This window comes from Streptomyces xingningensis, from assembly GCF_054957865.1.
Genome location: NZ_JBDJPF010000117.1, coordinates 1 through 6,167, shown reverse-complemented (window position 1 = coordinate 6,167; position 6,167 = coordinate 1). Strand labels below are relative to the sequence as shown.

5 protein-coding genes and 2 tRNA genes are annotated in these 6,167 nt (G+C 70.2%); 2 read left to right on the top strand and 5 right to left on the bottom strand.

Features of this window, described 5'->3' with window-relative positions; translation table 11 throughout:
- The first annotated feature begins 110 nt into the window (after nucleotides 1-110).
- Nucleotides 111-512, top strand: a complete 402-nt coding sequence (locus ABCR83_RS31825) for a CBS domain-containing protein (RefSeq protein WP_462698741.1) — start codon at nucleotides 111-113, stop codon at nucleotides 510-512.
- Between the two features lie 73 nt (nucleotides 513-585).
- Here ABCR83_RS31825 and ABCR83_RS31820 read toward each other — a convergent pair whose 3' ends face one another.
- Nucleotides 586-2,085, bottom strand: a complete 1,500-nt coding sequence (locus tag ABCR83_RS31820) for a catalase (RefSeq protein WP_462698740.1) — start codon at nucleotides 2,083-2,085, stop codon at nucleotides 586-588.
- 146 nt (nucleotides 2,086-2,231) lie between these two features.
- Between ABCR83_RS31820 and ABCR83_RS31815 the strand changes: the two genes are divergently transcribed.
- Complete coding sequence (locus ABCR83_RS31815) at nucleotides 2,232-2,648, top strand: Fur family transcriptional regulator (protein WP_462698739.1); 417 nt, start codon at nucleotides 2,232-2,234, stop codon at nucleotides 2,646-2,648.
- 53 nt (nucleotides 2,649-2,701) lie between these two features.
- On the opposite strand, the gene ABCR83_RS31810 is transcribed toward ABCR83_RS31815, so the two are convergent.
- The 4 genes from ABCR83_RS31810 to ABCR83_RS31795 form a co-directional block, all read right to left on the bottom strand.
- Nucleotides 2,702-2,775 (bottom strand) — tRNA-Met (locus ABCR83_RS31810).
- Between the two features lie 60 nt (nucleotides 2,776-2,835).
- Nucleotides 2,836-4,764: a tetratricopeptide repeat protein gene (locus tag ABCR83_RS31805; RefSeq protein WP_462698738.1), complete on the bottom strand. Its 1,929-nt coding sequence runs from the start codon at nucleotides 4,762-4,764 to the stop codon at nucleotides 2,836-2,838.
- A 234-nt stretch (nucleotides 4,765-4,998) separates the two neighbouring features.
- Nucleotides 4,999-5,072, bottom strand: a tRNA-Met gene (locus tag ABCR83_RS31800).
- A 44-nt stretch (nucleotides 5,073-5,116) separates the two neighbouring features.
- Nucleotides 5,117-6,167: UPF0182 family protein (locus ABCR83_RS31795; RefSeq protein ID WP_462698737.1), on the bottom strand; the 1,051-nt coding region annotated here is incomplete at its 5' end.

The window sequence follows — 6,167 nt, the reverse complement described above, 5'->3', positions numbered from 1 at the left end:
CACGCCCCTTGTCCTCGTAGCGCCCCCGTGTGAGGATGAAGCCCGCCACGCTTGTGAACTTGTGAACACGCCTTTGCACTCACAGTCACACCAAGGAGGTGGCTTCACCCATGCTCGTCCGCGACGCCATGACCACGGTGGTTCTCACCATCGGCCCGGCGCACACCCTCCGGCAGGCGGCACGGCTGATGTCCGCGCGGAGCATCGGCGCGGCGGTCGTCCTCGATCCCGACGCCGGCGGTCCCGGCATTCTGACGGAGCGTGACATCCTCAACGCGGTGGGATCCGGGCGGGATCCCGACCAGGAGACCGCGCGCGACCACACCACCACCGACGTCGTCTTCGCGGCCCCCGAGTGGACCCTCGAGGAGGCCGCGGCCACCATGGCACACGGTGGCTTCCGGCATCTGATCGTCCTCGACCGCCAGGAGGCCGTGGGCGTGGTGTCGGTGCGCGACATCATCCGCTGCTGGGCACCGGCGAGGGAACCCGCCAGGGCGCTCGCCGTATGACGGCCGCGGCACGGCCGAAGAGGCCGGAGCCCTTTGGCGTCCGGCCTCTTCGGTGGGGTACGGCAAGCGAGGGTCAGCCGCGCAGGGCCTGGACCGCGGCCTCCAGCCGCTTGCCGTAGTCGGGGTCCGCCTGGCGGAAGTTGCCGATCGCCCGCTCGGCGATCTCATCCCGCGAGACCTTGGCGATAAAGCCCGCGAGGTTGGCGATCAGGCGCTCCTTCTCCTCCTCCGGCATCAGCCGGTAGAGGTTGCCCGCCTGGACGAAGTCATTGTCCTCGGCGTGCGAGGGGGCCGCGGTGTTGCCGGTGGCACCGGCGACCGGGAGCGACTGCCACAGCGGACGGCCGGTCTGGGCCGGGCCGCCGAAGCTGTCGGGCTCGTAGTTCTTGGCCTTGCCGTGGCGGCCGTCATAGGCGTGGCCGTCACGGTTGTTGTTGCGCGCCTCGGTGGCGTGCGGGCGGTTCACCGGCAGCTGGTCGGCGTTGATGCCGACGCGGTAGCGGTGGGCGTCGCCGTAGGCGAAGAGCCGGCCCTGCAGCATCTTGTCCGGGGACGGGCCGATGCCGGGCACGAAGTGCGCGGGCGAGAAGACCGACTGCTCGACCTCGGCGAAGATGTTCTCCGGGTTGCGGTTGAGCTCCAGCTTGCCGATCTCGATCGGCGGGTAGTCCTCGTGCGGCCACACCTTGGTGAGGTCGAAGGGGTTGAAGCGGTAGTCGGCCGCCTCGTCCGCCGGCATGATCTGCACCTGCACGGTCCAGGTCGGGAACTCGCCGCGCTCGATGGATTCGCGCAGATCGCGCTGGTGGCTGTCCGGGTCCGCACCGGCGAGCTTGTCGGCCTCGCCCTGGGTGAGGGTCTCGATGCCCTGGTCGGTCTTGAAGTGGTACTTGACCCAGAAAACCTCGCCGGCCTCGTTGTTCCACTGGAAGGTGTGCGAGCCGTAGCCGTTCATGTGGCGGTACGAGGCGGGGATGCCGCGGTCACCGAACAGCCAGGTCACCTGGTGGGTGGCCTCCGGCGAAAGACCCCAGAAGTCCCAGACGTTGTCCGCCTCTTGCGAACCGGTGTACGGGTCGCGCTTCTGGGTGTGGATGAAGTCGGGGAACTTGATGGCGTCCTTGATGAAGAACACCGGGGTGTTGTTGCCGACGAGGTCATAGTTGCCCTCCTCGGTGTAGAACTTCAGCGCGAAGCCACGGGGGTCGCGCACCGCGTCCGGCGCTCCGAGGTTGCCGGCCACGGTGGAGAACCGCAGGAAGGTCTCGGTCTGCTTGCCGACCTCGGAGAGGAACTTGGCCCGGGTCCACCGGGTGACGTCCGCCGTCACCGTGAAGGTGCCGTAGGCACCGGCACCACGGGCGTGCACCACGCGCTCCGGTATGCGCTCGCGGTTGAAGTGCGCGAGCTTCTCCAGCAGCAGCTGGTCCTGCACCAGGACGGGCCCGCCGATGCCCGCGGTCTCACTGTTCTGGTTGTCCGCGACCGGAGCTCCGGACTCCGTGGTCAGCGAACCCGCCGTCGAAACGGTCGAAATGGCTTCGCCCTGAACCGACACGTACGCCTCCGTCATCTCGTCCTGGCTCCCTTGGCCGGAGCCGGGGCCGAGTCTTACATTGGACTCTGTCTAAGTCAAGATGCACTAAATATAAATATGGGATCCATGGATGGACAAGGGCCACTGCTACGCTGGTGCTATCTGACTGATGGGTGAATGGCATGAGTGACCTGCTGGAACGGCTCCGCGGACGCGGCTGGCGGCTGACCGCACAGCGCCGCGTCGTCGCCGAGGTACTCGACGGGGACCATGTGCACTACACCGCCGACGAAGTGCACGCCAAGGCGGCCGAACTGCTGCCGGAAATCTCCCGCGCGACGGTCTACAACACGCTCGGGGAGCTCGTCTCGCTGGGCGAGGTGCTCGAGGTGAGCACCGACGGCCGCGCCAAGCGCTACGACCCGAACGCCCACCACGCACACCAGCATCTGGTGTGCTCCCGGTGCGGCACCATCCGTGACGTCCACCCCGCCGGGGATCTCCTCGCCGACCTTCCGGCGACGGAGCGCTTCGGCTTCCGGCTCTCCGCGGTCGAGGTGACCTACCGCGGCATCTGCCCCAACTGCTCGACGGCATAGCCGGGGCAGCGCAAAGGCCCGGATCCCTGGTGGATCCGGGCCTTTGCGAGAAGTAGCGGGGACAGGATTTGAACCTGCGACCTCTGGGTTATGAGCCCAGCGAGCTACCGAGCTGCTCCACCCCGCGTCGGTGAGACCAACTGTAACCCCCGCCCGGGAACCGCGCAAACGGCATTTCAGTGCGCTCTCAGGCCGACAGCTCCTGCTGCAGCGCGTCCCGCAGCCGGGCCGCGCGCTCGGACACCTCCGCCGGGCCGAACTCCACCGCATGCGCGCACCAGAGCTGGCCCTCCGCCAGCTCTCCGCGCCGCGCCGCCAGCAGGGCGAGCCGGAGTGCCGCACGCCCGTGCCCGGCCTCGGCGGCCCGGGTCCACCACAGGGCCGCCTCCGGTTCGCTGCCCTCCCGGGCGAGCAGCAGCCCCAGGTTGAAGGCGCCGTTGCGGCTGCCCGCCTCGGCCGCCTCGCGGTACCAGCGGGCCGCCTCCACGACATCGCCCCGCGCGGCGACGAGCATGCCGAGCCGCACCTGGGCGCGCCGGTGGCCGTCCCGGGCGGCGCGGGTGTACCACTCCTCGCACTCGTCCGACGCCCCGTCCTCGCGGTCGAGCAGCGCGCCCAGCCGGAAGGCCGCCTCCGCGCTGCCGCCGCGCGCGGCGACCCGCAGATGGCGCTCGGCCGCCGCCTCGTCGCCCTCGCGCAGCAGCGCCATGGCGACCTGGAGGGCCGCGTCGATGTGCCCGGCGGCGGCGGCCCGCTCGTACCACTGGAAGGCCGTCCGCTCCTCGTTCCGGCCGGCGTGCAGGATGCCCAGGTTGAACGCGGCGTCCACGCTGCCCGCCTCGGCGGCCTTGGAGAACCACGGCTCGGCCCCCGCCGCGTCGCCCCCCTGGAGCAGCAGCACGGCCAGGGCGTTGGCGGCCTCCCGGTGCCCGGCGTAGGCGGCCCGGCGGTACCACTGCTCGGCCTGGGCCGTACGCCCCTGTTCGGCGCAGAGGAGTCCGAGGTTGTAGGCCCCGTTGACGTCTCCGGCCTCCAGCGCCGCCCGGTACCAGCGCTCGGCCTGTTGGGTCTCACCCCGGTCGGCGTGCAGGGCGCCCAGCGCATTGGCCGCGTTGCCGTCGCCGTCCTGGGCGGCCCGCCGCCACCAGACGGCGGCGCTCTCGGCGTCTCCGGTGTCACGCAGCAGAAAGCCCAGGGCGCAGGCGGCCCGCGACTCCCCGTCCTTGGCGGAGGTCAGATACCAGCGCGCGGCCTCCTGGGCCTCGCCGCGCCCCTCGAGCAGGGTGCCCAGGTGCAGAGCCGCACGGCGGTGGCCCCGGGCGGCGGCCTGCCGGTACCACTGCTCGGCCTCGGCCGCCTCGCCGCGGCCCGCGGCCGCGGCCCGCAGGTCGCGCACCGAGGTGTTGCCGCCGCCTGCGGCCCGGGCGCCGGTGACCGGGCCCAGGCTCGCGGCGAGGCCGCTCGGCGGGGTGCCGGAGGCCGCGCCGGGCGCCCGGCCGTCGAGGATGCGGGCCAGGCGGTACGCCGCCTCGCGGTGCCCCCGCTCGGCCGCGGACCTGAACCAGCGCTCGGCGCCCACATCGCTGCGGTGCTCCAGCAGATCGGCGAGCGCGTACGCGCCGAGCGCGTGCCCGGACTCGGCGGACTGGCGCAGCCAGTACTCGGCGGCGGGCTCGTCGCCGCGCTCCCGGTGGTAGCGGCCGAGCGCATGCGCGGCCGCCGCGGAGCCCGCCACGGCGGCCACCCGCCACCAGGCGGCGGCCTCGTCGGCATAGCCCTTCTGGTGCAGCAGGACGCCGAGGTTGTTGGCGGCGGAGCGGTCCCCCTCCGCGGTCGCGGCGCGCAGATGGCGCTCGGCGCCGTCCAGGTCGCCCCGGCGCAGCAGAAGCGCCCCGAGCATGCTGAAGGCGGCGGGATCGCCGGACTCCATGGCCCGGCGGCGGGCGGTCTCGAGCTCGAGGTCGGCCGCTCCGGCGGCGTGGGCGTGCTCCGCGGAACGGGCCCCTTCCGCGCCGTACGACGACGGATCCTGCTCGTCCAGGCGGCTCCCGTCACCGGGAGCAGCCACAAGCCGACGTGTCTCCACCAGCCTCGCCTTGTCCCCCATGAGTCCCATCGTCGCACTCCCGCAACCTGCGTACACCTGGAATACCGCAGCCAGTGAGGTCACTTCAGCGTTTTGTCGACTTCCCGACTTCCCGACACAGCGGTGCTCCAAACTCTAATCAAAAGCCCCGCACATAACCCGCACAGAGCAGCGTGGCGCCCGATGCGAACACTGGTCCCGGGCAGTTGGCGCCCGGACGCACAACAAGGCCCGGAGTCAAAGACTCCGGGCCTTGTCATTGAGTAGCGGGGACAGGATTTGAACCTGCGACCTCTGGGTTATGAGCCCAGCGAGCTACCGAGCTGCTCCACCCCGCGCTGATGTGGCACAACCGTACCACGGCGCGGAGCGGGGCCCGGACTCAGCCGGCCGGCTTGCCGTCCTTCTTGTCACCGCCCTTGTCGCCGTTCTTGTCGCCACTCTTGGCGGCGGCGTCCTTCTCGGCCTTGCTCGCCCGGTCCAGCGCGTCCTTCAGGGCCCGCTGGGCCTTGTCATACGCCGTCAGGTCCTTGCTCTCCAGGGCCTTCTGCGCGGTGTCCCAGGCATCCTGCGCGTCCTTGAGAGCCTGCTGGACCGTGGCGTCCTGGGCCGGCGGCTTGCCCGGCGGCTTGCTGGTGCCGGGCTCCGGACTCGTGGAGCCCTTCACCCCGAAGACCACGTCGAGCGCCTGCGGGAGGGTGTCCTCGAAGGCCGTCCGGTCGCCATAGGTGACCAACACCTTCTTCAGCTGCGGGAAGTTGGCGCCCGCGCCCCGGACATAGACCGGTTCCACATAGAGCAGTCCGTCTTCGAGCGGCACGGTGAGCAGATTGCCGTACTCGATCTCGGAGTCGCCCCGCTTCAAGATATTGATCTTGTTGGCGATTTCGGTGTCGCCGTTGAACTTGCTCTGGACCTGCCGTGGCCCGGAGACCGTTCTGTCGGAACGCAGTTTGAGAATTCTGATCTTGCCGTAGTCGTCGCTCTTCGCATCGGCGTTGACCGCCATGAAGGCGCCGAGGTTGTCGCGCCGGTTCGGGGTGAACGTGGTGGTGAGCGAGAACGCCTGGTCCTGCTGGTCCGGCATCTTCATGCTCAGGTAGAACGGCGGTACGGCGTGCTCCGACTTGTTCGTCGGGTCGTCCGGGACCTGCCAACGCTCACTGCCGGTGTAGAAGGTCTCCGCGTCCTTGACGTGGTAGCGGGTGAGCAGTTCACGCTGGACCTTGAAGAGGTCCTGCGGGTAGCGCAGGTGGCTCAACAGGGCATCGCTGATCGCGGACTTGGGCTTCACCGTACCCGGGAAGGCCTTCATCCACGTCTTGAGCACCGGGTCCTCCTGGTCCCACTGGTACAGCGTGACCGTGCCGTCATAGGCATCCACGGTGGCCTTGACCGAGTTGCGGATGTAGTTGACCTGATTCTGCTGGGCC

What these genes read in the sequence shown, in the direction of transcription:
- ABCR83_RS31820 (WP_462698740.1), bottom strand. Translation starts at nt 2,085, where the DNA reads ATGACGGAGGCGTACGTGTCGGTTCAGGGCGAAGCCATTTCGACCGTT.
- ABCR83_RS31825 (WP_462698741.1), top strand. Translation starts at nt 111, where the DNA reads ATGCTCGTCCGCGACGCCATGACCACGGTGGTTCTCACCATCGGCCCG.
- ABCR83_RS31805 (WP_462698738.1), bottom strand. Translation starts at nt 4,764, where the DNA reads ATGGGACTCATGGGGGACAAGGCGAGGCTGGTGGAGACACGTCGGCTT.
- ABCR83_RS31815 (WP_462698739.1), top strand. Translation starts at nt 2,232, where the DNA reads ATGAGTGACCTGCTGGAACGGCTCCGCGGACGCGGCTGGCGGCTGACC.